27 protein-coding genes are annotated in these 26,459 nt (G+C 40.8%); 26 read left to right on the forward strand and 1 reads right to left on the reverse strand.

Features of this window, described 5'->3' with window-relative positions; translation table 11 throughout:
* Window positions 1-13 precede the first annotated feature (13 nt).
* The 9 genes from KFE17_02535 to gltA all read left to right on the forward strand — a co-directional run bounded on the left by KFE17_02535 (window position 14) and on the right by gltA (window position 11,258).
* Complete coding sequence (locus KFE17_02535; GenBank protein ID QUO32650.1) at window positions 14-847, forward strand: HlyC/CorC family transporter; 834 nt, start codon at window positions 14-16, stop codon at window positions 845-847.
* Between the two features lie 135 nt (window positions 848-982).
* Entirely contained in the window at window positions 983-1,714 is a 732-nt protein-coding gene (locus KFE17_02540) for a YebC/PmpR family DNA-binding transcriptional regulator (protein ID QUO32651.1), read from the forward strand.
* Between the two features lie 40 nt (window positions 1,715-1,754).
* Window positions 1,755-3,110, forward strand: a complete 1,356-nt coding sequence (locus KFE17_02545) for an MATE family efflux transporter (protein ID QUO33595.1) — start codon at window positions 1,755-1,757, stop codon at window positions 3,108-3,110.
* A 74-nt stretch (window positions 3,111-3,184) separates the two neighbouring features.
* Window positions 3,185-3,901, forward strand: a complete 717-nt coding sequence (locus KFE17_02550) for an ATP-dependent Clp protease proteolytic subunit (protein ID QUO32652.1) — start codon at window positions 3,185-3,187, stop codon at window positions 3,899-3,901.
* 70 nt (window positions 3,902-3,971) lie between these two features.
* Window positions 3,972-6,626 (forward strand): DNA translocase FtsK, encoded by a 2,655-nt coding sequence (locus KFE17_02555; protein QUO32653.1) that lies wholly within the window; start codon window positions 3,972-3,974, stop codon window positions 6,624-6,626.
* A 36-nt stretch (window positions 6,627-6,662) separates the two neighbouring features.
* Window positions 6,663-7,502, forward strand: a complete 840-nt coding sequence (gene folD / locus KFE17_02560) for a bifunctional methylenetetrahydrofolate dehydrogenase/methenyltetrahydrofolate cyclohydrolase FolD (GenBank protein QUO32654.1) — start codon at window positions 6,663-6,665, stop codon at window positions 7,500-7,502.
* A gap of 36 nt (window positions 7,503-7,538) precedes the next feature.
* A complete protein-coding gene (locus KFE17_02565) occupies window positions 7,539-8,879 on the forward strand; it encodes a chitobiase/beta-hexosaminidase C-terminal domain-containing protein (protein QUO32655.1) in 1,341 nt (446 codons plus the stop codon).
* 106 nt (window positions 8,880-8,985) lie between these two features.
* On the forward strand, window positions 8,986-9,873 hold the full coding sequence (locus KFE17_02570; GenBank protein ID QUO33596.1) for a sulfide/dihydroorotate dehydrogenase-like FAD/NAD-binding protein: 888 nt from the start codon (window positions 8,986-8,988) through the stop codon (window positions 9,871-9,873).
* Complete coding sequence (gene gltA, locus KFE17_02575; protein QUO32656.1) at window positions 9,873-11,258, forward strand: NADPH-dependent glutamate synthase; 1,386 nt, start codon at window positions 9,873-9,875, stop codon at window positions 11,256-11,258. The genes KFE17_02570 and gltA overlap by 1 nt, the downstream gene beginning before the upstream one ends.
* A gap of 103 nt (window positions 11,259-11,361) precedes the next feature.
* On the opposite strand, the gene KFE17_02580 is transcribed toward gltA, so the two are convergent.
* Window positions 11,362-11,772, reverse strand: a complete 411-nt coding sequence (locus tag KFE17_02580) for a PH domain-containing protein (GenBank protein ID QUO32657.1) — start codon at window positions 11,770-11,772, stop codon at window positions 11,362-11,364.
* A gap of 137 nt (window positions 11,773-11,909) precedes the next feature.
* On the opposite strand from KFE17_02580, the gene KFE17_02585 reads away from it, so the two are divergent.
* The 17 genes from KFE17_02585 to ybeY all read left to right on the forward strand — a co-directional run bounded on the left by KFE17_02585 (window position 11,910) and on the right by ybeY (window position 26,453).
* The gene (locus tag KFE17_02585) at window positions 11,910-12,593 is read left to right on the forward strand and encodes a DNA alkylation repair protein (GenBank protein ID QUO32658.1); all 684 of its coding nucleotides are present in this window, start codon (window positions 11,910-11,912) and stop codon (window positions 12,591-12,593) included.
* Window positions 12,594-12,595: 2 nt separating this feature from the next.
* Window positions 12,596-13,030 (forward strand): GNAT family N-acetyltransferase, encoded by a 435-nt coding sequence (locus tag KFE17_02590; protein QUO32659.1) that lies wholly within the window; start codon window positions 12,596-12,598, stop codon window positions 13,028-13,030.
* Between the two features lie 156 nt (window positions 13,031-13,186).
* A complete protein-coding gene (locus KFE17_02595; GenBank protein QUO33597.1) occupies window positions 13,187-14,941 on the forward strand; it encodes an IS1182 family transposase in 1,755 nt (584 codons plus the stop codon).
* 219 nt (window positions 14,942-15,160) lie between these two features.
* Window positions 15,161-15,640: a 23S rRNA (pseudouridine(1915)-N(3))-methyltransferase RlmH gene (gene rlmH, locus KFE17_02600; GenBank protein ID QUO32660.1), complete on the forward strand. Its 480-nt coding sequence runs from the start codon at window positions 15,161-15,163 to the stop codon at window positions 15,638-15,640.
* 67 nt (window positions 15,641-15,707) lie between these two features.
* Entirely contained in the window at window positions 15,708-16,775 is a 1,068-nt protein-coding gene (locus tag KFE17_02605) for an FUSC family protein (GenBank protein QUO32661.1), read from the forward strand.
* Window positions 16,776-16,844: 69 nt separating this feature from the next.
* A complete protein-coding gene (locus KFE17_02610; GenBank protein QUO32662.1) occupies window positions 16,845-17,546 on the forward strand; it encodes a 3'-5' exonuclease in 702 nt (233 codons plus the stop codon).
* Between the two features lie 15 nt (window positions 17,547-17,561).
* Window positions 17,562-18,179 carry a sugar O-acetyltransferase gene (locus KFE17_02615; GenBank protein QUO32663.1) on the forward strand — a complete coding sequence of 206 codons (618 nt, stop codon included), beginning with the start codon at window positions 17,562-17,564 and terminating at the stop codon, window positions 18,177-18,179.
* Window positions 18,180-18,238: 59 nt separating this feature from the next.
* Window positions 18,239-19,021, forward strand: a complete 783-nt coding sequence (gene yaaA, locus KFE17_02620) for a peroxide stress protein YaaA (GenBank protein ID QUO32664.1) — start codon at window positions 18,239-18,241, stop codon at window positions 19,019-19,021.
* A 167-nt stretch (window positions 19,022-19,188) separates the two neighbouring features.
* The gene (locus tag KFE17_02625; GenBank protein ID QUO32665.1) at window positions 19,189-20,088 is read left to right on the forward strand and encodes an FAD-dependent oxidoreductase; all 900 of its coding nucleotides are present in this window, start codon (window positions 19,189-19,191) and stop codon (window positions 20,086-20,088) included.
* Between the two features lie 13 nt (window positions 20,089-20,101).
* The gene (locus KFE17_02630; protein ID QUO32666.1) at window positions 20,102-21,133 is read left to right on the forward strand and encodes a YeiH family putative sulfate export transporter; all 1,032 of its coding nucleotides are present in this window, start codon (window positions 20,102-20,104) and stop codon (window positions 21,131-21,133) included.
* 130 nt (window positions 21,134-21,263) lie between these two features.
* The gene (locus KFE17_02635; GenBank protein QUO32667.1) at window positions 21,264-21,884 is read left to right on the forward strand and encodes an HAD family hydrolase; all 621 of its coding nucleotides are present in this window, start codon (window positions 21,264-21,266) and stop codon (window positions 21,882-21,884) included.
* A gap of 30 nt (window positions 21,885-21,914) precedes the next feature.
* Window positions 21,915-22,517: a 5-formyltetrahydrofolate cyclo-ligase gene (locus tag KFE17_02640; GenBank protein ID QUO32668.1), complete on the forward strand. Its 603-nt coding sequence runs from the start codon at window positions 21,915-21,917 to the stop codon at window positions 22,515-22,517.
* A 117-nt stretch (window positions 22,518-22,634) separates the two neighbouring features.
* Window positions 22,635-23,288 carry a hypothetical protein gene (locus tag KFE17_02645; GenBank protein QUO32669.1) on the forward strand — a complete coding sequence of 218 codons (654 nt, stop codon included), beginning with the start codon at window positions 22,635-22,637 and terminating at the stop codon, window positions 23,286-23,288.
* Window positions 23,289-23,356: 68 nt separating this feature from the next.
* The gene (gene yqfC / locus KFE17_02650; GenBank protein ID QUO32670.1) at window positions 23,357-23,665 is read left to right on the forward strand and encodes a sporulation protein YqfC; all 309 of its coding nucleotides are present in this window, start codon (window positions 23,357-23,359) and stop codon (window positions 23,663-23,665) included.
* 17 nt (window positions 23,666-23,682) lie between these two features.
* Window positions 23,683-24,912: a sporulation protein YqfD gene (locus KFE17_02655; GenBank protein ID QUO32671.1), complete on the forward strand. Its 1,230-nt coding sequence runs from the start codon at window positions 23,683-23,685 to the stop codon at window positions 24,910-24,912.
* Window positions 24,913-25,941, forward strand: a complete 1,029-nt coding sequence (locus tag KFE17_02660; GenBank protein QUO32672.1) for a PhoH family protein — start codon at window positions 24,913-24,915, stop codon at window positions 25,939-25,941.
* A 17-nt stretch (window positions 25,942-25,958) separates the two neighbouring features.
* A complete protein-coding gene (gene ybeY / locus KFE17_02665; GenBank protein ID QUO32673.1) occupies window positions 25,959-26,453 on the forward strand; it encodes an rRNA maturation RNase YbeY in 495 nt (164 codons plus the stop codon).
* Window positions 26,454-26,459: the final 6 nt, after the last annotated feature.

Here is a 26,459-nt window from a genome sequence, read left to right on the forward strand (position 1 = left end):
GAAGGAGAACATTATGGAAGAAGAACGTCTTTTAAGAAAAATGCGTTCAGTATTTTCGGAAGAAATTGACCAGGATGAACGAGAAGAACTGCTTTTAAAATGGATCAGTGAAGGACAAACAGAAGGTATTTTTGTCCCGGAAGAAGCATCTATGATGCGAAATGTTATTTTATTTAAACATATGGATGCCAAAGATGTGATGACTCACCGCAAGCATATTTGTGCGCTGGATGCATCATGTACCCTGGAAGAATGTATGCAGGAGATTATGGGAAGAAGATATTCCAGATTTCCGGTATATCAGGAAACAATCGATCAGATCATCGGTTCTGTACATATTCGAGATCTTTTAAAAGCATATATGTCAGAACAGAATCGATCCGTAGAGCTTCATGCGCTGAAAGATTGTTTAAAACCGGTGGCATGCATTCCGGAAACAAGAAATATCGAGCGGCTGTTAAAACAAATGAAAGCAAGAAAAAACCATATGGCAGTTGTCATTGATGAGTATGGGCAGACATCCGGGATTGTGACGATGGAAGATATTATTGAAGAGATTGTCGGAAATATCCAGGACGAATATGACGAAGATGTAGAGGAAGTTGTGAAGCTGTCAGAGGGAAGCTATCTTGTACAGGGAGGCGCTGACCTGGAAGATTTAGAAAATCTTCTTGGAATTGCGTTTGAAAAGAGCGATTATGGGACAGTAAATGGTTTTCTGATTGATATGTTAGACCGGATACCGGCAGAAGATGAATCATCTTCGGTTGATTATGAAGGGTATCGGTTTCATATACTGTCAGTAGATAATAATATGATTCAGACAGTAAAAATCGTGAAAATCTAAAGTAAAGACTGTGCAAATACACGAAAATATGTAAAATTACATGTGAAAATGTAGTGATTGTAAAAGTGAAAAAAAAGTGCTAAAATAAAAAAGTATGTAGAACATTCAGAAAAACAGTTTAAAGGAGAAATACAAATGTCAGGACATTCAAAGTTTGCTAATATCAAACATAAAAAAGAGAAAAACGATGCTGCAAAAGGAAAGATTTTTACAAAGATTGGACGTGAGATCGCTGTTGCGGTAAAAGAAGGCGGCGGAGCAGATCCGAATAATAATAGTCGTCTGCGTGATGTGATTGCGAAAGCAAAAGCGAATAATATGCCGAATGATAATATTGAAAGAAGTATTAAGAAAGCAGCAGGAGATGCTAACGCAGCCAATTATGAGCGTGTAACATATGAAGGCTATGGACCGAGCGGTACTGCGATCATTGTAGAAGCATTGACGGATAATAAGAATCGTACAGCGTCCAATGTAAGAAATGCTTTTACAAAGGGAAGCGGAAATGTCGGAACACCTGGATGCGTGTCTTTCATGTTTGACAAAAAGGGACAGATTGTCGTTGCAAAAGAAGATTTTGAGATGGATGCCGACGAACTGATGATGTTGGCGCTGGATGCCGGAGCAGATGATTTTGCTGAGGAAGAAGACAGCTTCGAAATCCTTACAGATCCGGAAGCATTCAGTGATGTACGTCTTAAATTAGAGGAAGCAGGTATTCCGATGGCAGCGGCAGAAGTGACGATGATTCCGCAGACTTATGTAGAGTTAACAGATGAGACCGATCTGAAGAATATTCAGAAGACATTAGATCTTCTGGAAGAAGATGACGATGTTCAGGAAGTATATCATAACTGGGATGAATAAATAGGGATTTACTTAATTAAAGGGATGGAGATGGTAATAGATTATGAGTGATTCACAGTCAACATTGATGACGGAGGGATCGATTTCCAGAAAAATCATTCATTTTGCAATTCCACTGTTTTTGGGGAATCTGTTTCAGCAATTATATAATACGGCAGATTCCCTGATTGTTGGGAATTTTCTTGGAAGTGAAGCGTTAGCAGCAGTTAGTTCATCAGGAAGTCTGATTTTCCTGATGGTAGGTTTTTTCAATGGAATTTCATTAGGTGCCGGAGTTGTCATTGCCAGATTTTTTGGCGCCAGAAATAATGAAAAAGTAGAAAAAGCAGTACATACAGCGGTAGCATTTGGAATTGTTGCAGGAATACTTCTGACGGCGATCGGAACAATACTGGCGCCGCAGATTCTTGTGTTGATGGGAACACCGGAAGATGTGCTTGTGAACTCCGTTGTTTATTTCCGAGTATATTTTTGTGGTTCGCTGGCATTTGTTCTTTACAATACATTTGTCGGTATCATGCAGTCTATTGGAGACAGCAAGCACCCGTTGATGTATCTGATTATTTCATCGGTAGTCAATATTGTGCTTGACTTACTGTTTGTTGGAGTGTTGGGATATGGCGTCGGTGCAGCAGCCCTTGCAACAATCATTTCCCAGTTTGTCAGTGCGGTGCTTTGTCTGATACGGCTTTGCAGAGTAAAGGAATCTTATCGTATTGTACCATCGAAGATTCGGTTTGATAAAGAATGTCTGCGACTGATTGTTTCAAACGGGATTCCATCCGGAATACAAAATTCAATTATTTCATTTGCAAATGTGATTGTGCAGGCAAATATTAATTCTTTTGGAAAACTTGCGATGGCAGGATGCGGGGCCTATATGAAAGTGGAAGGATTCGGATTCCTTCCGGTAACATGCTTTGCTATGTCGATGTCAACATTTGTAAGTCAGAATCTTGGTGCAAGAGAGTATGAGCGTGTGAAAAAGGGAGCGCGTTTCGGAATTCTTTGTTCGGCATCACTTGCAGAAGTGATCGGAATCATCGTGTATGTGGCATCGCCATATTTTATTGCAGCATTTAACAGCGATCCGGCTGTAGTTGCATTTGGAGTACAGCAGGCAAGAGTTGTGTCACTCTTTTATTGTCTGTTGGCATTTTCTCACTGCGTAGGCGGAATCATGCGGGGAGCGGGACGGGCTACCGTGCCAATGTTTGTTATGATGCTTTGCTGGTGCATCATCCGTGTGACATATATTACGATTTTTACAAAATTAATTCCGAATATTGCAGTGATATTCTGGGCATATCCGATTACCTGGATATTGAGTTCGATCATTTTCCTGATCTATTTCTTGAAAGTAGACTGGATACATGGATTTGACCGTACAATTTAAAAATGAATAAAGTTTAAGCGTATAACGCAGGGAAACCTCCACATACTAAGAAAAAGCGATGTGGAGGTTTTAGTATGTCCAAATATAAAACAGAACAGTCAAAAGATGTATTGGAACAACAAAAAGAGCAGGATGAGCAGATTAAAGAAGTAGGAAGCATTCCGTTAGAGAACGGCAGTGGAAAGCCTAATATTCAGCTTCTTACAATCATTGGAGAAATCGAAGGACATGAGGCGGTGTCGGGAAGCACGAAGGCTACAAAATATGAACATCTGCTGCCCAAATTAGCTGAGATTGAAAATGATGCACAGATTGACGGTGTGCTGATCCTGCTTAATACAATGGGAGGGGATGTGGAAGCGGGACTTGCCATCGCAGAGATGATCGCATCTTTGAGTAAGCCGACAGTCTCTCTTGTTCTTGGAGGGTGCCATTCCATCGGAGGTCCGCTGGCAGTGGCGGCAGATTATTCTTTTATTGTGCCAAGCGGAACGATGATTATTCATCCGGTGCGGTCAAACGGGATGACGATTGGTGTGATCCAGAGTTATCGGAATATGGAGAAAACTCAGGATCGGATTACACGTTTTATCTCGGAACATTCGGGGATTTCAGTCGAACGTCTGGAGAAGCTGATGCTGGATTCTACGCAGCTTGTAAAAGACGTGGGAACCATGCTGGATGGGGAAGAAGCGGTTCGTGAAAGAATTATCAATCAAGTTGGCGGAATTTATGAAGCAATGCAAAAGCTTTATGAGCTGATTGACGAAAAAAAGAAACCTCGAAAATAACTAATGACAGAGATTTGTATTGATGCTATAATTTAGTATGTATGCTTATACAACATAAGGGGGTAAGCTTATGGCTTCAAATACAACAAAATCAAAGAAGACGGCTTCTTCCGGGGGAGGAACAAAAAAGAAACCGGCTTCTCGTACAAAAAAAACAACACAGTCTAAGAAGAAACTGCCGCAGCAGGGATTTTTGCGGGATGAGATTGTGATTTTAATAGCAATCGCCATCAGTATTTTAATGATGCTGAGTAATTTTGGCGTGGGTGGATTTATAGGAGATATGGTGTCCGGCGTTTTGTTTGGTCTTTTTGGCGTTACTGCCTATATTGTTCCTATCATATTTTTTATTGGAATTGCATTTGCCGTTTCCAATAAGGGAAATGGAACCGCCTATGTGAAGATTGGGGCAGGGATCGTTTTGACATGTCTTGTCTGTACATTTATCCAGTTAATGATGTCAGGATTTGATAAAACTGTTGGATATATGGAATACTATACAATTGCAAGCCGGTATAAGACAGACGGCGGGCTGCTTGGCGGTGTTTTTGCGAAATTGTTCTGTCCGGCGATCGGAGTAGCGGGGACGTTTGTATTCGTAATCATTCTTTCTATTATTTGTATCGTCATAATTACGGAAAGATCCTTTTTGAAAGGAGTCAAAGAAGGGGGACGCAGAGCTTATTCGAATGCTAAGGCGGATGCAAAACGCCGTCGGGAAACAGCGGTAATCCGAAGAGAAGAGCGTGCGATCCAGCAGGAAGAAAAGCTGGAACAGCGGAGAAAAAATCTGGAAGCAAAAGAAGCCAGACGGGAAGAGCGCGCCCGTCAGGCAGAAATAAAGAAAAGTCAGGAATTACATGAAGGCGGAAAGAATCGAAAAGTTGTATCAGGCGTTTCTTTCGCAACCACATTGAATGAAGAAGATTTTGTAAAAAAGACGCCGGAGATGAAAGAAATTACGCCTTCTCCGGAGTCAGAAGTTCCCGACTTTGTAATTAACCGGGCAATGCCAACGGAATTTAACATTCCGGAAGCGAACGAAATGTCAAATGAAGAACTTCCGAATAGCGAGATAGCTGAGATGTCGCAAATGGAGGTGTCTCGGACAGAGATGCCGCAGACAGAGATGACACAAACGGAAATGCCGCAAACAGAGATGCCGGAGCATCGAAAACGGTCTACGAAGGAAAGCAGAAGTGAAGTGGCTGAGGAGACAAAGGCACTGGATGAAAAGATACGAAAAGAAGAACAGGAACCGAAAAAGGTTTATGTATCTCCGCCATACAAGCTGTTAAAGAAAGGCAAAAACGGAGGCGGAGATTCGGATGCACACCTTCGGGAGACTGCGATGAAACTTCAGCAGACACTCCAGAATTTTGGAGTGAATGTCCATGTAACAAATGTGAGCTGCGGACCATCTGTAACCAGGTATGAACTCCAGCCGGAGCAAGGAGTAAAGGTCAGCAAGATCGTCGGTCTGGCAGATGATATTAAGTTGAATCTTGCGGCGGCAGATATTCGTATTGAAGCGCCGATTCCGGGCAAGGCAGCTGTCGGAATTGAAGTTCCGAATAAGGAAAATGTGGCAGTCCTGTTGAGAGATCTTCTGGAATCAGAAGAGTTTAAAAACCATCCTTCAAAAATTGCATTTGCTGTCGGAAGGGATATTGCAGGTAAAGTTGTCGTGGCAGATATTAAGAAAATGCCCCATCTTCTTATTGCAGGAGCCACAGGTTCAGGAAAGTCTGTCTGCATTAATACGTTGATTATGAGTATTTTATACAAAGCAGATTCGGCAGATGTGAAACTGATTATGATTGATCCAAAGGTGGTTGAGTTAAGTGTCTATAATGGTATTCCGCATTTGATGATTCCTGTTGTAACAGATCCTAAGAAAGCGGCGGGAGCTTTGAACTGGGCAGTTATAGAGATGGAGAAACGCTACCAGCTTTTTGCACAGTATAATGTGCGTGATCTGAACGGATATAATACGAAAGTGGAGTCCATTAAAGAGATTGACGATCCGGCAAAACCAAAGAAAATGCCTCAAATTGTAATTATCGTAGATGAGCTGGCTGATTTAATGATGGTTGCACCGGGAGAAGTAGAAGAGGCAATCTGCCGTCTGGCACAGCTTGCACGAGCTGCCGGAATTCATCTGGTGCTGGCAACACAAAGACCGTCAGTGAATGTTATTACTGGATTGATTAAGGCAAATATGCCATCCAGAATTGCATTTTCTGTATCGTCCGGTGTGGATTCGAGAACCATTATTGATATGAACGGAGCAGAAAAACTGCTTGGGAAAGGTGATATGCTTTTTTATCCGTCTGGTTATCAGAAGCCTGTGCGTGTTCAGGGATCATTTGTATCAGATCAGGAAGTACAGGCTGTTGTAGATTATCTTGTGAATGAGAATGGCAGTCCAACCTATAATGAAGAAATTACTAACCATGTAAATACAAGTAATGCAGTTGCCGCCGGCAGTTCCGGAGATGACAGAGATGTCTATTTTATGGATGCGGCTAAATTTATTATCGAGAAAGATAAAGCGTCTATCGGTATGCTGCAGCGTGTATTCAAAATTGGCTTTAATCGAGCGGCCAGAATTATGGATCAGTTAGCTGAAGCCGGTGTGGTTGGTGAGGAAGAAGGTACGAAGCCCCGCAAAGTGCTTATGTCAATGGAGCAATTTGAGCAATATGCGGAAGAGTATCTGTAGCTGCGAATACATAGCTGTCGGACAGGAGGAAGCGATATGGCAAAGATCATTAGTGGAAAAGAAATTTCAGCAGACATGAAAATGGAAATGAAAGAAAAAATGCACGCGTTTTTAGAAAAGGGCGTGGAAATTGGTCTGACTGTTGTACAGGTTGGAAATGATCCGGCCTCATCAGTCTATGTTAGAAATAAGGCAAAAGCATGTGAATTTGTAGGAATTACCTCAGATATCCGTCATTTGCCGGAAACAACGACAGAAGAGGAATTGCTTGAACTGATCAAACAATTAAATCAGGATTCAAAGGTTAGCGGAATTCTTGTTCAGCTTCCGCTTCCAAAACACATTTGCGAAAAAAACGTGTTGGAATGCATTTCTCCGAAAAAGGATGTAGACTGCTTCCATCCATATAATGTCGGTAATCTTTGCATTGGCGCGGCGGGGCCAAAACCGTGCACGCCTGCGGGAATTGTAGAAATGCTAAAACGATCCGGCATTTCTATTGCAGGAAAAGAGTGCGTTATTGTTGGAAGAAGCAATATTGTCGGTAAACCAATGGCGCTTTTGATGTTGCAGGAAAATGCCACCGTAACGATTGCGCACTCTAAGACAGAGAATCTGGCTGAAGTGACAAAACGGGCTGATATTCTGATCGTAGCAGTCGGACAGGCTAAGATGATTACAAAAGAATATGTAAAAGAAGGCGCAGTGGTAATTGATGTCGGGATGGATCGGGATGAAAATGGAAAACTCTGTGGCGATGTAGACTATGAAGATGTTTTTTCAAAAGTGGGAGCGATTACTCCGGTACCCGGCGGCGTAGGACCGATGACAATTACAATGCTTTTACAGAATTGTCTTTCGACAGCGGAAATGTAAATCAACAAAAGAAAACTAATTTGGGGGATGGTATAAATGAAATGTAAGAATTGTGGTGCCGCAATCCCGGAAGGTTATCTCTACTGCGAAAAATGCGGTCAGGAGGTACAGATTGTTCCGGACTACAATCCTTTGGATGACGTATTAACAGCTCAGGTGAAAGGGGCGCTTGAGGAAGAACCATCGAATCGTACAAGAAATAGAATACCGATTGAGAATCTGAAGAATTCTAATGGGATGATTTCATATACGATGAATATTCCTTTGCCAAATGCAGAAGATCAGACAGAGCATCATCTGACAGAGAAACGCAGAGAAGAAAAAGAACGGCTCCGTCGGGATGAGCAGAGAAAAGAGAGAGCTGAGAGTATCAGACAGTCTGAACTAAGAGAGCGGAAGCACCAGGAAGAACGTGCGAGGCGCAGGAGAGAGAATGAATTAAAACGTAAAAAGCAAAAAGCAAAGAAACGTATGCGGATTTTGATTGGCATTGGAGTTGTTGTGATTCTCGGTGCACTTGGGTATTTTATTTATTTAAATACATACTATGGTCTTGTCAGAGGCGGAAATCGCTATCTTAATCAGAAAGATTATCGTCAGGCAGAAGAAAAGTTTCAGCAGGCAATGAAACAGGATGACGCGAAAGCGGATGCCTATAATGGTTTGGCGGAAGTCTATATTGCACAGAATGAACCGGATACAGCAGAAGATTATTATCTGAAAGCGATCAGTAAGTATCCTGGAAATGTAGAGCTGTACAGAGGATGTATTGAGTTTTATCAGCAGACAGATCAGCTTAGTAAAATTCCGGTGCTTTTGGATGAGTGTGAAGACGATGGGGTTTTAGACGATCTGAATATGTATGTTTCCAATGAGCCGAAATTTAGTTTAGAGGAGAAGACCTATGACGAAGTGCAGGAACTTTCCCTGACATCTAAGGGGCAAAAGATTTATTATACAACGGATGGGACAGAACCGACAACTGCGAGTGCGGTGTATGAAACTCCCATACAGATAGGGGAAGGAACTACAACAATCAGCGCTATTTCTGTGAATGACGAAGGAGTTCCAAGCATTGTAGTGTCGAAAACATATGTAGTAGAATATCCGGTTGCAGATGCGCCGGCAGTTTCGCCATCAACGGGATATTATGAACGCCAGATGCAGATAACGATTCAGGTGCCAAGCGGTTATACAGCTTACTATACGATCAGCAGTGCGGATGGCGAAATTGAAACTCCAACGGCAGCATCAACAAAATACACCGGTCCGATTGATATGCCGGAAGGAAATCATATCTTTTGTGCAGTACTGGTGGACGGGAAAGGACGTCTCAGTGAGATAAAAAAGATGAATTACGAGCTTATTTTGCAGTAAAATTATTGAAAAAAACGAAAAACACAAAACATGACAAAATTAGATTGATATTTTTTTAATTATGTTTTATTATAATAAGTAGAGTTAAGAATAGAGGAGGACTATGATGTATAAAATACTGAAAGCCGAAACATTGGCAGATAAGATTTTTCTTATGGATGTAGAAGCGCCAAGAGTTGCAAAACATTGCGAGCCTGGCCAGTTCGTTATCGTAAAGATGGACGAAAAGGGAGAAAGAATCCCACTTACAATTTGTGATTATGACAGAGAAGCAGGAACTGTTACAATTGTGTTCCAGATTGTTGGAGCTTCTACTGAAAAAATGGCAAAATTACAGGCAGGAGACTCATTCAGAGACTTCACTGGTCCTTTAGGATGTGCATCTGAGTTTGTGCATGAAGATATGGAATCCTTAAGACAGAAAAAAATCCTGTTTGTTGCAGGTGGTGTTGGTGCCGCTCCGGTTTATCCACAGGTAAAATGGATGAAAGAGCATGGCATCGCAGTAGATGTTATTGTTGGATCTAAGACAAAGGATATGTTAATCCTTGAAGATATGATGAAAGAGGTTGCAGGTAACCTTTATATTTGTACAGATGATGGAACATATGGACATCATGGTATGGTAACAAGCATGATCGAAAAATTAGTTGAAGAAGGCAACAAGTATGATGTATGTGTTGCAATCGGACCGATGATCATGATGAAATTCGTATGCCTGCTTACAAAGAAACTTGAGATTCCGACGATTGTAAGTATGAACCCGATTATGGTAGACGGAACAGGTATGTGTGGTGCATGTCGTCTTTCTGTTGGCGGAGAAATTAAATTTGCATGTGTAGACGGACCGGAGTTCGACGGACATCTTGTAAACTTTGACGAAGCTATGAAGAGACAGCAGATTTATAAAACAGCAGAAGGAAGAGCAATGCTGAAATTACAGGAAGGTGATACACATCACGGCGGATGTGGTCATTGCGGAGGTGACGAGTAATGGACGTATTAAAGAAAGTACCAGTAAGAGAACAGGATCCAAAGGTTCGTGCAACGAACTTTGATGAAGTTTGTCTTGGATATAACAAAGAAGAAGCTATGGAAGAGGCAAGCAGATGTATTAACTGTAAAAATGCGAAATGTATTCAGGGTTGTCCTGTAGCAATTAACATTCCGGCATTTATTAATGAAGTAAAAGAAGGAAATATCGAAGAAGCATATAAAATTATCGGTAAATCTTCAGCACTTCCTGCAATCTGCGGACGTGTATGTCCTCAGGAATCACAGTGTGAAGGAAGATGTATCCGTGGTATCAAAGGTGAGCCGATCTCTATCGGTAAACTTGAAAGATTTGTTGCTGACTACGCGTTAGAGCATGATATCAAACCGGAGAAAGCTGAGAAGACAAACGGTCATAAAGTTGCTGTGATCGGTTCCGGTCCGGCTGGTCTTACATGTGCCGGTGACCTTGCAAAATTAGGCTATGAAGTAACAGTATTTGAAGCGCTTCATGAGCTGGGCGGCGTTTTAGTATATGGTATTCCGGAATTCCGTTTACCGAAACTTGACGTTGTTGCAAAAGAAATTGAAAAAGTTAAAGAATTAGGCGTTACTTTCGAGACAAACGTTGTTATCGGTAAATCTACAACAATCGATCAGCTGATCGAAGAAGAAGGTTTCGAGGCAGTATTTATTGGCTCAGGAGCTGGTCTTCCGAAATTCATGGGTATTCCGGGAGAAAATGCAAACGGCGTATTCTCTGCAAATGAGTACCTGACAAGAAGTAACTTAATGAAAGCATTTGATGATTCTTATGATACTCCGATCGCAGCAGGAACAAAAGTTGCTGTTGTTGGTGGCGGTAACGTAGCTATGGATGCTGCAAGAACAGCGCTTCGTCTTGGAGCAGAAGTTCATGTTGTATATCGTCGTAGTGAAGAAGAGCTTCCGGCCAGAGTGGAAGAAGTTCATCATGCAAAAGAAGAAGGAATTATCTTTGATCTTCTTACAAATCCAAAAGAAATCCTTGTGGATGAGAATGGTAATGTAAGTGGTATGAAAGTTGTTAAGATGGAACTCGGCGAGCCGGATGCATCCGGAAGAAGACGTCCGGTAGAAGTTGACGGTTCTGAGTTTGTGATTGATGTAGATACAGTTATCATGTCTCTTGGAACATCACCAAACCCATTAATTTCTTCTACAACAGAAGGTTTGGAAGTAAATAAATGGAAATGTATCGTAGCAGAAGAAGAAACTGGTAAGACAACAAAAGAAGGCGTTTATGCCGGTGGAGATGCTGTTACAGGTGCTGCAACAGTTATCCTTGCTATGGGTGCTGGTAAGGCAGGAGCAAAAGGTATTCACGAATATCTTTCCAACAAATAGTCAGATATTAAATATGGATAAATAGAATTGGGGCAGGATTTTGATAAATCCTGCCCTGTCTTTATATCTATTGAAATATACTTCTGGGATAAGTCGGAGAATCTTATTTCTTTATATATTGTATCTTGTTGTTATAACGCAATAATTCTTTTATAAAAGCGTCTTTTTCGCGAACAGACACCATTACGTTTCCGCCTTCGTACATAATATATAGTCTGTCAAGAGAAGCAGCGGTTGACATCATCGGATTTCGGCTTTCTGCTATAAGAGAGATATCACGATAAGGAATGGACTGGCTGGATAGTCCAAAAACAATCTGAAGTGTAGAATTTCGCAGTTCGACATAATTATTTATAATTGTCGGCACGAATAACACATCAAACATAATACAGGCTATCGCGCCTCCCAGAATTCCCCAAAAGGTCTGTTTTGAAAAAATAACCCAGATACAAATAGCATTTCCTGAAAGTAAAAATATGTACCACCAGGCTGCAATCTTTCCTTTAAATCTCATATGTAAGTCTCCTTTATAAAACGATCTAAACAATATATTACACTCTTTTGAAAATGAGGTCAATAAAACACTTTCCCATTGCGTGAAAAGTTTGTCTATGGTAATATAGTAACAGTCGAAGGAAAGGAAAATATGTTATGACAGAGGCAATTCGAGAAGAACTTCACGCATTTGCGGATGAAGCTTATCGAGCGTTTAATCGTTCACTTGTTCCGGGAGAGATTTTACCTATGATCGGAGTGAGGATTCCAATACTGCGTGCATTTGCGAAAAGACTTTCAAAGGAATCTTTCTATTCTTATCTGGAAGCGACACCGGAGTATTATGAAGAACTGCTGCTGCAGGGAATGATCATCGGATATGCGCAAATGAGTAAGGAAGAACGATGCAGATGGCTTGATAAGTTTGTGCCGAAGATTGATAATTGGGCAGTTTGTGACAGTTGCTGTTCCACTTACCGTTTCATGGCGGAGGATCAGGAATTCTGGTATCAATATCTGTGCAAATATGTCTCCGGTGATCAGGAATATGAGATTCGTTTTGCGGTAGTTTCGTTTCTCAATTATTTTGTGAATGAAAGATATATCGATCATCTGTTTGAACATTTTTCAGCACTTCACAAAGAAGCGTATTATGTAAAAATGGCAGTAGCATGGGCAGTTTCTGTCTGCTATGTAAAGTTCCCGGAGAAGACAGAACGTTTTTTAAAGGAAGAAACGCTGGATGTTTTTACCCACAATAAAGCGCTTCAGAAAATTAGGGAATCCTATCGGGTTACCAGGGAAGATAAAGAAAGGTTAAAAGGATTAAAGAGGAAATAAAAATGGTAAAACAAGCAGAATTAAGTGACCTATATGATATAGCAGAGTTGGCATTTGAGTTATGGCCGGAACACACAATTGATGAGTTGAAAGATGAGATGGAAGAGTATATTTCCAAAAAGAGTTGTGTGATTTTTCTGAATTGGGATGGAGATATTCCGAATGGGTTTGCGCAGTGCAGTCTCCGCACAGATTATGTGGAAGGAACAGAGACTTCGCCGGTTGGCTATCTGGAAGGAATTTTTGTGCGGGAAGAAAGACGTAATGAAGGGATAGGAACAGAACTTCTGGAGGCGTGCGAAAGATGGGCTAGAAACTGTGGATGTACAGAATTTGCCAGTGATTGCGAACTGAGCAATGCGGATGGTTTTTCATTTCATGTCAGATCCGGATTTTCAGCTGTAAACAGGATCATCTGTTTTACCAAGCAATTATAAATGTAGTAAGAGAGGGGCTGTCGGGAAATGATAGTTCCAAACAGGGGCAGATTTGACTTGTATGAGTCAAACCTGCCCCTGAAACTTTTCCATAAAAAGAGAAAAAGATGGCTAACGACAACCATCATTTTCTCCGTTCCATGTTATAATGGAACTATGCTAAACAAAGACTATTATAACGATTTTTTTGAATTAGGGCAACAGAAAATTAACTTCAGTTTCTTCGAATTGTGTTTACCAGACGACGATCCAGTCTATACCCTGAAAAAAGTGATGGAGGAGTTAGATTTTTCTGGCTTATTAGCCAATTGTTCTGATAAGGGAAGAACCGGGTACAACCCAATCATGATGTATGCTGTAGTTACTTACGCAAACATGCGTGGGATAAGAGCTGTTGACCGTATTGTAGAATTATGTGAAAGAGATCTCGCCTTTATCTGGCTTACGAAAGGTCAGAAGCCGAAACGGGATGCTTTTTATGACTTCAAGAATAAGAAACTGACCGCTGATGTACTGGATGAGCTGAATTATCAGTTTCTTCGTCGCCTGCAAAAAGAAGGATTCATCACACTAAAAAATCTTTTTATTGACGGTACAAAAATAGAAGCCAATGCGAACCGTTATACGTTTGTCTGGAGAGGAACAATCAATTATCATCTTGCAGGACTACTGGATACTATTGATTTATTGTATCAAAAGTATAACGTTTTGATTGATGAAAATGAGTATGGCATCAAATATGACATTCCCCATGCACATATATTCGTGATCGAAGGAATGGAGAAAGTACGGGATGTCATTGAAAAGAACCGAAAAAGAAAACTGACAAAACATAAAAAGTTATCCAATAATACAATCATAGAGATTGACAATTGTTCTCCGTTGGAGATACTGAAGCTCCAAAAAAATCTGATACAGATAGCAGAACAGGAACAGATTACATTTGTTTATGGAAAAGGAAAAAGAAAATCGGAAATCCAGCAGCTTTACGAAGAATTGGAAGCCTGTGGTGAACGTCTTATGGGATATAAAGAGTGTTTTGAGATCATGGGAACAGACAGAAACAGTTATTCCAAAACAGATCTGGAAGCTACTTTTATGCGGATGAAAGAGGATCATATGCTGAACGGGCAATTAAAAGCGGCATATAATGTTCAGATTGCAGTAGAGAATTATTTCATTGTCCAGACTTATGTCAGCAATGATCGGACAGATTATAATACGTTGATTCCGGTTTTGGAAAAACATCAAAAAGCATTTGGGGATATTCTTGAGGAAGTGACAGCAGATAGCGGGTATTGCAGCGAAAGAAACCTACTGTACTTAAAAGAACATAAAATCTCCAGCTATATCAAGCTGCAGGATCATGAAAAACGGAAAACACGTGCGTATACAGAAGAAATCGGAAAATATTACAACATGAAAACGCAGATATTTGAAGATGAGTTGTATTATATTTGCCATGACGGAAGAGAATTGCATCATATCCGAACAGAAACAAAAGCACAGACTGGTTATACACAAACCTTTGAAGTGTATGGATGTGCAGACTGCAGTGGTTGTGAACATAAAGCAAAATGTCTCTATAAATATGATGCCGAAAAAGATAGAGAGAAAAATAAAGTGATGAAGATCAACGAACAATGGGAAGCTTTGAAAGAAGAATCCCATAAAAACATCCAGAGTGAGAAAGGGATCTTAAATCGTCAGATTCGTTCCATCCAGACAGAGGGACATTTTGGAGACATTAAAGAAAATGACAGTTTCCGCCGATTCAATTACCGGACATCCGAAAAAGTATATAAAGAATTCATGCTGTATGCGATTGGAAGAAATATAAATAAATACCATCGTTTTCTTCATGAAAAAATCCAAAAATTTGAGAAAAAAATCGAAGAAACAGTTGCTTAGAAAATGTGTACGTTTAAATATGCAGGTTGAGGGGTTTTTGTGCCCAAAAATACATACGAAAAAGACAAAATACGAATCTCTCATAGAAGATCAGGTGCGAAAAACACTGATTTCTAAAGGAGATTCGTATTTTGAGATTTAGAGCCTAAAAATCGGTATTAACCGACAGCCCCTTTTTCTGTTGAATAATAAAACAGAGGAAAGAAGGAGAAAAAGTTAATGAAGATTACCGTGATTACTGTTGGAAAACTAAAAGAAAAATATTTAAAAGATGCAATTGCAGAATACAGCAAACGGCTGAGCAAATATTGTAAGTTGGAAATCGTGGAAGTGGCAGATGAGAAGACGCCGGATCAGGCCAGTGAAGTGGTAGAGAATCACATTCGGGATAAGGAAGGAGAGCGTATTTTAAAATATATAAAAGAAGATGCATTTGTTATTACGCTTGAGATCGGAGGGCAATTACTTTCTTCAGAGGAATTTGCCGGGAAGATAGAAAAACTAGGTATACAGGGGATCAGTCATATTTGTTTTGTAATCGGAGGTTCCATCGGACTTGGGCAGGAAGTGCTGAAACGATCAGATTATGCGTTGAGTTTTTCAAAGATGACGTTTCCGCATCAGCTGATGCGTGTCATTTTGCTGGAACAGATTTATCGAAGTTACCGTATCATTAACGGGGAACCATATCATAAATAATTGACAAATATGCCAGCGAATGATATAATGCCTCCCCGATAAGTTTAGAAACAAGGGAGGAACATGAATGACATTTTATCAGGAACTGCAATTGAACCAGGCGGGTTCAAAGCAACTTATCAAACAGGCAGAAGGCCGAAAGGAAAAAGGATATCATATTTTTGTCTATGGATGTAAGATATTATTGACGCTTATATTCTGCGTTGCATTTGTGACCGGATTTAGTATTCTCTTTGGAAGTGATAATAGTATTGTGGGAGTAGTGGTGCTGTTGAGTGTAATGGCATTTCGATTTGCAGATCTTGGAATTCACGCGCCTCATGCACTTAGTTCTTTGATGATGATATGGGGGATTATGACATTTGGACCGCGTCTGGCAAATGCAGGAAATCTTTTGACAGAGCTGCTTGTGAATAGTGTCTGTATTTTTGTATTGATGCTGCTTGGATGTCATAATGTTGTAATGTTTAATCAATCCACATTGCTGCTTGGATATCTTCTGTTGTATGGATATGATGTGTCGGGAAGGAGTTATCTGCTTAGGATTGGCGCAATGGCTGTGGGTGGCCTGATGACGGGAATCGTTTTTTACAAAAACCATAGAAATTGTACTTATAAAAGAAGTTTGCGTCATATTTTTGAGGAATTTCATCTGAATTCTTCCCGCACAAGATGGCAGATTTGTGTGACACTTGGGGTTTCATCAATTATTTTTCTCTTTGGTCTTCTGAGACTTCCGCGCGTGATGTGGGCTGCCATTGCGGTCATGTCTGTACTTGTGCTATTTCAGAAAGACATGAAAAAGAGGATACAGGGGAGAATCCCGGGAAATATTTTAGGAGGCGTTACATTCCTCCTGTTATATATGATACTGCCGGAATGGATGTATGAATATATTGGGGTGCTGGGAGGAATCGGAGTCGGTCTGTCGGCAAGTTATGGATGGCAGGCGGTATTTAATTCCTGGGGTGCAATGTCAATCGCAATGACGTTCCTCGGTGTGGATGGAGCAATTTTTTTTCGGATTTTTCATAATTTGTGCGGTGCGTTGTATGCACTTGGATTTTATAAATTATTTTCAACGATCATGGATAGAATTGTTCTGAAACAAGAATGTAAAACAGGATTGTCCTAAAATCTGAATCGCAGTATAATGGGAGAAAAGCTGCTGCACTTTGTTAAGCAGCAGAAAGGGGGATTTCGCTTGTTAAAGACGTATGTGGCATTTGACCTGGAGACAACAGGGCTGAGTGAAACAAAAGACCATATTATTGAAATTGGCGCGCTGAAAGTTATTGATGGAAAAGTACAGGAACGTTTTTCGCAATTTGTGAAGCCGCCGGAGCCTATTTCTCCATTGATTACAAATCTGACAGGAATTACGAATGAGATGGTGGCAAATGCAAGACCGACAGAAGAAATTATAGCGGCCTTTATGAAGTTCTGTGGGGAAAATGTGCTGATAGGACATAATATTATGTTTGACTATAAATTTATGAAAATCTATGCAAAGGAATACGGCCATAGATTTGAACATTCCGGAATTGATACGCTGAAGATTGCGAGAAAGGTACATAAAGATCTGGAGTCAAAAAGCCTCGGAGCATTATGTGAACACTATCAGATTGAGAATCAGGCTGCGCACAGAGCCTATCATGACGCATTGGCAACAGCAAAGTTATATCACTGTCTTGGACATTATTTTCAAGAGAAAGAGCCGAAATTATTTGAACCGCAGCCATTGTTTTATCGACCGAAGAAGGAACAGCGTATTACATGGAAGCAGAAGGAATATTTGCAGAAGCTTTCCGGATGGTATGGGATAGAACTTTCGGAAGATTTGGAAATGATGTCGAGAGGAGATGCTTCCAGGCTGATTGATACCATTTTAAAACAATATTCATAAAAGGAAGGAGAAAAAATGACACAGAAAGAACGTATGCTTTCGGGGATGATTTATAATCCAAATGATGAGGAAATTATGGAAGAACAATTTCCGTATCTGGATATGCTCGGAGAATTTAATTCATTACCGTCAAGCGCAGTAAAAGAGCGAGAAGAACTGATGAAGAAGATGTTTGCGTCCTGCGGTACAGATTGTTATATCCAGCCGCCGTTTTATGCAAACTGGAGTGGACATCATGTCCATATCGGAGATTTATTTTATGCAAATTTTAATTTAACAATTGTAGACGATGGAGAAGTATTTATTGGAGATCATGTTATGATTGGACCGAATGTTACGATTGCAACAGCAGCACATCCGGTAGAACCTTCTCTGAGAAAGAAAGCATTGCAGTTTAACTGTCCGGTACATATTGGGAACAATGTATGGATTGGCGCTAATGCAGTGATTCTTCCGGGAGTTACCATTGGAGATAATACTGTAATCGGCGCCGGAAGTGTTGTGACAAAAGATATTCCGGCAAATGTTGTCGCTGTCGGAAACCCTTGCCGGGTACTGCGCGAAATCGGAGATAAGGACAGAGAATATTATTTTCGTGACAAACGAATTGATGAAGAAGCCTGGAGTTTGTAATTGTAAGAAGACAGATTGTTGTCTTCTGCAAGGAAAGGCTCCGGGAAAAGGAGAAGAAAATGAAAATCATTATTTCACCTGCAAAACAAATGAAGACGGCAAATGATTTTATGAAAGCCAGATCATTGCCGCCGCTTCTGGATAAGACGGAACAGATACTTGCCCGGATGCGGGAATTTGACCGAGCCGGACTCAAAGAGCTGTTTCGCGCAAATGACCGCATTACAGAGGAGAACTATATACGTTATCAGAACATGGATTTAAGAAACGGGTTATCTCCGGCCGTGCTGACCTATCAGGGGCTGGCATTTTCTAATATGGCACCGCAGATTTTTACAAAAGAGCAGTGGGAGTATGTTCAAAAACATTTGAAAATTTTAAGTGGATTTTACGGTATATTAAATGCGGCAGATGGTGTTGTTCCATATCGCCTGGAAATGCAGACGAAACTGGAAGTCAATGGGAAACAAGATTTGTACGAGTTTTGGGGAGAAGATATCTATCGTGTTTTGGCGGAAGAAATTCATGAAGAGGCAAAGCAGGAAAAACGTTCGGAAGATCCTGCAGTTATTTTAAATCTTGCGTCAAAAGAATACAGCCGTGCGATTGCTCCGTATGTGGAGAAAGATATTTCCTTCGTCACATGCACTTTTGGAGAAGAAGTGGACGGAGTGATAAAAGTAAAGGGAACTTTTGCCAAAATGGCTCGTGGTCAGATGTGTGCCTGGCTTGCAGCGAATCAGATTGACACACTGGAAGGTGTGAAAAAATTTCAGGAATCCGGATATCAGTATGCAGAAGCGTATTCTTCATCAAAAGAACTTGTTTTTTTGAAATCATAGAAAAGGGCATCGGATGCCCTTTTTTTGTGGACGATTTTACCATAAGATAAATTTATATAATTATCATTTATTATAATTTTACAAAATGATAAAACTATCATATAGTATTCGTGTAAGGAAAAACTATGAATGAAAGAAATGCAATATCGTTTAAGGAGGAGTTTACTATGTATGATGTAATTATTATCGGAGCAGGACCGGCAGGAATCAGTGCGGGAATTTACGCAGTCAGCCGTGGGATGAAAACAGCAATTATTGAAAAAAACGAAGTGGGTGGACTGATTGGAAAGGTTTCGACTGTAACACATTATACAGCAGTTGTAGAGAATGAAACGGGAAAAACATTTGCAGACCGTATGAGATGCCAGGCAGAAGACGCAGGTGTGGAGATTATAAAAGCAGAAGTGACAGAAGTACATTTAAAAGAAGCAAAGAAAGTAATTGTAACAGACTCCGGCACCTATACAGCCGAAAAAGTAATTCTTGCGAATGGAACTTCACCGCGCAAACTGGGAATACCGGGAGAACAGGAACTTGCCGGAAGAGGAATGGCGTTAAACGCAGCCAAGCATGGCGCGCAGTATGTTGGAAAACATGTCTATGTAGTGGGCGGAGCAGATGGAGCGATAAAAGAAGCGCTGTATCTTTCTAAATATGCAGCGAAAGTGACAATCATTCATTTTGAAGAGCAGTTGGGATGTATTGCAGAATTTCGCAACAAAGTAAATCAAACACCGAATATGGAACTTAGGCTTCATTCAAGACTTCACGGAGTCTATGGTGTAGATCAGGTAGAATCGCTGGAAATTGCCGATGAACGGACAGGAGCTGTGGAAACAATCGAAGATCCGGGGTGTGGTATCTTTGTCTATGCAGGAACAGTCCCGAATACAGAGCTATATCAGGAACTTACTCTGGAAAATGGATTTATTCCGGTAAATGAAACTATGGAAACAGAACTTGCCGGTGTCTATGCAGTTGGTGATATTCGTGTAAAACAGGTAAGACAAGTTTCAACTGCAGTGGCAGATGGTACGATTGCAGCCATCCATGCGGCGCAGCATTAGGGAGGCAGTATCTATGAATACAATGAGACAAAGCTGGAAAGGTGTATTGCTGTGTGCTGCATTGGCAGTTCCATCTTTCCTGTTGGGAAAACAGTTTCCGATCATTGGGGGACCGGTGTTTGCGATTTTAATCGGAATGGCGCTGGCGCCAATGATAAAGAAAAAAGAGACGTTTGCTCCGGGAATTAAATTTACTTCAAAAAAAATACTTCAATATGCAGTTATCCTGCTCGGATTTGGTATGAATCTGGAGGTGGTTTTGGAAACCGGGAAACAGTCATTGCCGATTATTCTTTGTACAATCGGAACATCCCTCATAATCGCATATATACTTCATCGGGCAATGCATATCCCCGGAAATATTTCTACGTTAGTAGGAGTAGGTTCTTCCATTTGCGGAGGCTCAGCTATTGCAGCAACAGCTCCGGTCATTGATGCAGATGATGAAGAAGTGGCGCAGGCAATTTCGGTTATTTTTTTGTTTAATATTCTTGCGGCTTTAATTTTTCCGGCGTTAGGAGGTGCGCTTGGATTCTCCACAACATCGGGAGAAGCATTCGGAATCTTTGCGGGAACGGCAGTCAATGATACATCCTCTGTTACGGCAGCAGCTTCCACCTGGGACAGCATATACCATTTGGGGAGTCAGACACTTGACAAAGCAGTAACGGTAAAACTGACACGGACACTTGCAATTATTCCGATTACATTAGTGCTTGCCTTTTTGCGGACAAAAAGGCAAGAAGGAACAGACGGAGAGAAAGTATCTTTAAAAAGTGTATTTCCGTTTTTTATCTTGTTTTTTATCGGCGCAAGTATTATTACGACAGCGGCGACTGCGATGGGAGTCCCGGCGGAAATGTTTGTACCTTTGAAAGAACTGTCAAAATTCTTTATTATTATGGCAATGGGAGCCATTGGATTCCATACAGATGTAGTAAAGCTTATCAAAAGTGGCGGAAAGCCGATTTTCATGGGACTTTGCTGTTGGATCGGAATCACGATTGTTTCTCTTGTAATGCAGCATGCGATGCATCTTTGGTAAAATTCTTATAACGAATCAGATAAATTTATTGAAATTGCTCTTCTGAAATGCTAAATTAATTCCAGGTGAACTTTTAGCAAAAATCAGAAGAGCAATTTTATAATTTGTGGAAAAAGATGGAGGAATGAGAATGAAAGATATTATTTTTGACGTGGATGGAACTTTATGGGATACAACGGATGTCGTAGCAAAGGCATGGAATCAGGCAGTCGCATCGGCGGGAATGGAAGCAAACCATATTACAGGCGAGATTTTGAAGCGGGAGTTTGGGAAACCGATGAATGTAATTGCAGAGGATCTGTTTCCGGAACTTACTCAGGAAGAGCGGGAAAGAATTATGGAATTCTGCTGCGAATATGAACACAGTTATCTGGAGGCATGTGAAGAAGATCTGTGCTATGAAGGAATGCGAGACACATTTATTACGTTATCCGGGAAATGCCGCGTTTGTATTGTAAGTAATTGCCAGTCCGGATATATTGAGCAGTTCCTGAGAAAGACAGATCTGGAGGCTTATGTAACAGATATTGAATGTTACGGAAATACAAAAAAGAGTAAAGGAATGAATATTAAGGCAGTCGTAGAACGGAATCAGCTGACGGATCCGGTGTATGTGGGAGATACTGCCGGAGACTGTGAAGCTTCCGGAGAAGCGGGAGTTCCATTTATATTTGCAGCCTATGGATTTGGAGCTGTTTCCGGAACAGAAAAAATTGATCACATTGCAGACCTTTTAAAATTTATAGAATAATGATAAGAAATCAGCTGAAAGATTTTTGGAATGAGGTGGAAAAAATTGCATCTGGCAGAATGGAAAGCAAAAGAGCGAAAAAGGTATTTGCATTTGCGAGATACATTATCTAAGGACGAGAGAAAGAAGAAGAGTAAACAGATCTGCCAGACACTTTGCGGGTTGGAAGAATATCGTCAGGCGGTTGATATTTTCTGTTATGTGAGCTTTCGGTCGGAGGTAGAGACGATAGCGTTGATTGACAAAATTTTACTGGAGCAAAAGCATTTATATGTTCCGAGAGTATTTGGCAGAGAGATGCGTTTTTTTGAGATCCATTCCCGCGCGGACTTGATATCAGGAACGTTTGGGATTTTGGAGCCGGTTTTACGTCAGGGAATTGTGGAAGCATCGCCTTCGGAAGAGAGTCTAATGATTTTGCCCGGAGTAGCGTTTGACGCGGATGGGAGAAGACTCGGTTATGGAGGAGGTTACTATGACCGATATTTGGAACACGTTCCAGGCTGCAGGCGTGTGGGGCTGGCGTATGCATGTCAGATTGCAGATGTGCTTCCACAGGAAGTATCTGATATTGCGGCAGACATGGTTATCACAGAAAAACAAATCTACAAAAAGTCTATTAAAAATAGTTGACTAAAATTCTGCTGAATGAATGGAAAAACGGGCAAATTATAAATATGTAAATAATTTTTGGTTGACTTTTTGGACTCTGGTGGTATGATAAAACTATCAGAGAAAAGGGGGCATTTTATGTATTATGCGGTAATAGGAGAAATGCTGTTTTCGGAAAAATCAGATGATCAGGAGAAGATTCGGGAAGACCTTATGCGCACGTTGGAGTATATTAATACCTACTATAAGGAAGATATCGCATCAGATCTGATACCAACGGAAGAAGGAAAGTTTTGTGGATTTTTTTATACGGGCAGACATGTCTTAGAGATTCTTGATATTATTCAATTTCGATTTCGAAAAATACCGGTAAGATTTGGTGTTGGGATTGGAGAGATGCTCACAGCTCTTTTGCCATCCGGGGGAAATGCTGCGGGACCGGCTTATGAATATGCAAAGAAAGCCCTCAACAGTCTGCAGCATGAGAATGACTATCAAGTATCAAGGATCCTTGTAATGGCAGATACACATGAAGATCAACTTTCTTTTTTGAATGAAAGTCTTCATATGTGTGATTTTGTACAGCAGCGTTGGAAATCGCTTCAAAGTATGATTATGGAGATTACGATTTTAAAAACAGGATATGAAGAGCCGCCGAAACAAACAGAACTGGCAGAGATTTTCAAGACATCCAAGCAGAATATTAACCGGGCCGTACGCGGAATGGGATATCATCAGTATATTCGTACAAAGCGGGAGATGCAGAAACTTTTTTGTCGATATTGGGGCTGATTAGAAATCTAATCAGTTTTGAATCATAATTGAAAATGCCATACATATACTACAGTAAAAGTATAGGTATGGCATTTCTTATGAGTGAGACACATAACCAGGAAAAAAATCTTCGAAGAGCGAGGATGGCAGATGCCGTAAATATGCCGAAAGATGTGGTGCTTGGAGTTCCGATTGTTACCATGCTTGGACAGATAGAACTTCATATTGAGAATTATGGCGGCTTATTAGAGTATACAGATGTATTGATTCGCATCCGTACAAAAGCCGGTCAGATTAAAGTGACAGGTGAAGGAATGCAGATAGATTTTTTTACGAATGATGAAATGAAAGTAAGCGGACGTATTAAAAGTATTGAATACCCGCCGCTGTCTTAATGCCGGAAAGGAGTTTCATGATTGTAAAATTAATTCAGTATATCCGGGGATATGTGCGAATCAGGATAACCGGGTATTCTCCGGAACGCTTTTTGAATCTGTGCAGTCATCATCAAATCCGTCTGTGGGGATTGAGACCTTGCGGACACGCTTATGAAATGTACTTATCGGTTAAGAGTTTTCGAAAATTAAAACCGATTCTTCGGAAATCAAATATGAAGATAAAAGTTCTGGAGCGGAGAGGACTTCCTTTTTTTCTAAACCGAAATCGAAAACGGCAGGCATTTTTTACAGGTGCGATACTTTGCCTGCTGCTTGTATATCTCATGTCACTTCGGATCTGGAATATCCACATTAGCGGTAATTATTCTCATACCGATGAAGGGATGCTGCAGTTTCTTGCGTCAAAGGATATTTGTCATGGAATGTTGAAACGTAAGATTGATTGTGAGCAGATTGTGAAAGCAATCCGCAGCGAATATGATGACGTGATATGGGTTTCTGCTTCTATTCAGGGAACAAGGCTTTTCGTGCAGATGAAGGAAAATATGGATATGATCCGGGAAGAACCAGAAGAAGAGATTGAGGCGCCGGCAGATATTATTTCTGACGCAGATGGTATTATTACAGAAATGATTACACGGAAAGGCGTGCCGCAGATGGAAGCAGGAAGCGAAATTAAAAAAGGGGATCTGCTTGTGTCCGGATCGGTACCTGTACTGGATGATAATAAGGAAGTTACCGGCTATCAATATCATATTGCAGATGCAGATATTTACATTCAAACGGAAATTCCATACGAAAGTCGGATGGAAATAGCATATCAAAAGAAAGTGTATACCGGGCAGAAAAGGAAAGCGCTTTTACTGGAAGCCGGTCCATATGCGATTCAGGCAGGGATATTGTTTCACCGGTTTCCGGAATCAGAAACGTATGTGAAGAAGAAAACATTGAGAATCGGTGAACACTTTGATCTTCCAATCAGGATTGGCTTAAAAGAGATCCGGGCATATACATTTTCCGATGCAGAATATGCGGATTCTGAGATTCGCAGGAAAATGACAGAAGAATTTGATCGGTTTTGCAAAGAATTAAAGAAAAAAGGGGTTCAAATTCTTGAAAATAATGTTAAAATATACAAAGATCACGGCAATGCTGTGGCAAAGGGAACTCTGACGGTCATCAAAACTGTCGGGGAGACGGTGCAGGCCGTCAAAGATACTGATCATATAAAAGGAGAGGAATAAATGAGTATTCTCGAAACAATGATAGAAATTCCGAGCGGACATGAGCAAAATGTATTTGGCCAGTTTGATGCAAATGTAAAGAAAATTGAACGGACACTTCATGTCAGCATCATTCCCCGTGCAGATGGAATTAAGATTATCGGTGAGCCGGCGCAGGCGAACCGTGCAAAGTCTGTGTTAAAAGAATTGACAGAACTTTCTGTGCGCGGCAATGAGATTCAGGAACAAAATGTGAATTATGCACTTGCTCTGTCAATGGAAAATGAAAGCGGTACGCTGGTCGAAATTGATAAAGAGATTATTTGTCATACAATCATGGGAAAACCGGTAAAGCCTAAGACATTAGGACAAAAGAAATATGTGGATGCAATTCGGGATCATATGATTGTATTTGGACTTGGACCGGCGGGAACCGGAAAAACTTATCTGGCAATGGCGATGGCAATTACTGCATTTAAAAATAATGAGGTGGGAAGGATCATTCTGACAAGACCTGCAATTGAGGCAGGAGAGAAATTGGGATTTCTTCCGGGGGATCTGCAGAGTAAAATTGATCCATATTTAAGACCGCTTTACGATGCACTTTATCAGATTATGGGTGCAGACAGTTTTATCAAGAATTCGGAGAAAGGTCTGATAGAAGTTGCGCCTCTTGCCTACATGCGGGGACGTACGCTTGATAATGCATTTATTATTTTAGATGAGGCACAGAATACAACACCGGCTCAGATGAAAATGTTTCTGACACGAATTGGCTTTGGATCGAAAGTTGTTATTACAGGTGATGCAACACAGAAAGACCTTCCATCCGGTCAGGTATCCGGTCTTGATATCGCAGTGAAGGTCGTAAGTCAGATAGAGGACATTAAGATATGCAATCTGACAAGTAAAGACGTTGTGCGCCATCCGCTCGTACAAAAGATTGTTCAGGCTTATGAAGCATATGAAACAAAACCGAAAGCCGGAGCAAAGGAAGGCAGAACAAAGGAGCGGACAAAAGGAAATAAAAAGAATAAAACAAAGGAATAAAAAATAAGGAGACGACCATGACATTATTATTTGAAGAAGAAGGCGATTTACAACTTCCGCTAGAGACAAAGGAATTAGCAGAAGAAGTAATTGAGGCGGCGCTGGATTATGAGGGATGCCCTTATGAAGCCACCGTCAGCCTGCTCTTAACAATGAATAACGAGATTCAGGAAATGAATCGAAACTTCCGGGAAATTGATCGGGCAACAGATGTACTGTCTTTCCCGATGATTGCATATGAAGAGGCAGGAACATTTGATTTTCTGGAAGAAGACGATTCTGCGTTTGATCCGGAGAGCGGAGAACTTGTACTTGGAGACATTGTAATTTCAAAAGAGCGGGTAATCGCTCAGGCAGAAGAATACGGACATTCTATTCGCAGGGAATATGCATTTTTGATTGCCCATAGTATGCTTCATCTGATGGGGTATGATCATATGGAAGAGGAAGAGCGTGCAGTCATGGAACAGAAACAGCGTGATATTCTGGAGCAGCTCGGAATTACAAGATAAAGTGAA

Source organism: Faecalicatena sp. Marseille-Q4148 (assembly GCA_018228665.1).
In the GTDB taxonomy this organism is placed as follows: Bacteria; Bacillota; Clostridia; order Lachnospirales; family Lachnospiraceae; genus UBA9414.